Annotated in this window: 1 tRNA gene; it reads right to left on the bottom strand. The window is 48.9% G+C overall.

Going from position 1 to position 229, the window contains the following annotated elements:
- Positions 1–112 precede the first annotated feature (112 nt).
- Positions 113–188: transfer RNA gene (locus ACFOEE_RS16230), tRNA-Lys, on the bottom strand.
- Between the last annotated feature and the right edge of the window lie 41 nt (positions 189–229).

The raw sequence follows: 229 nt of genomic DNA, 5'->3' as shown, positions 1-229 counted from the left end.
GCCGGCTCGTCGTCCTGACTCGCGTTCGTAAACTGCGAAGCTGCGCTTCGGTTTTACTCACCCAACTGAGCTAATGACCCGCTCTGGAATTAAGGATACTACAAGGCATAAATGGTGGGTCATGATGGACTCGAACCATCGACCAATGGATTAAAAGTCCACTGCTCTACCAACTGAGCTAATGACCCGCTCTATTTTATCTGGGGTTATAATCATCCTGAAGCTCTGG

It is taken from the genome of Pseudoalteromonas fenneropenaei (assembly GCF_042643375.1).
Classification (GTDB): Bacteria; Pseudomonadota; Gammaproteobacteria; order Enterobacterales; family Alteromonadaceae; genus Pseudoalteromonas; species Pseudoalteromonas fenneropenaei.
This window is presented reverse-complemented; position numbering and strand designations above follow the sequence as displayed.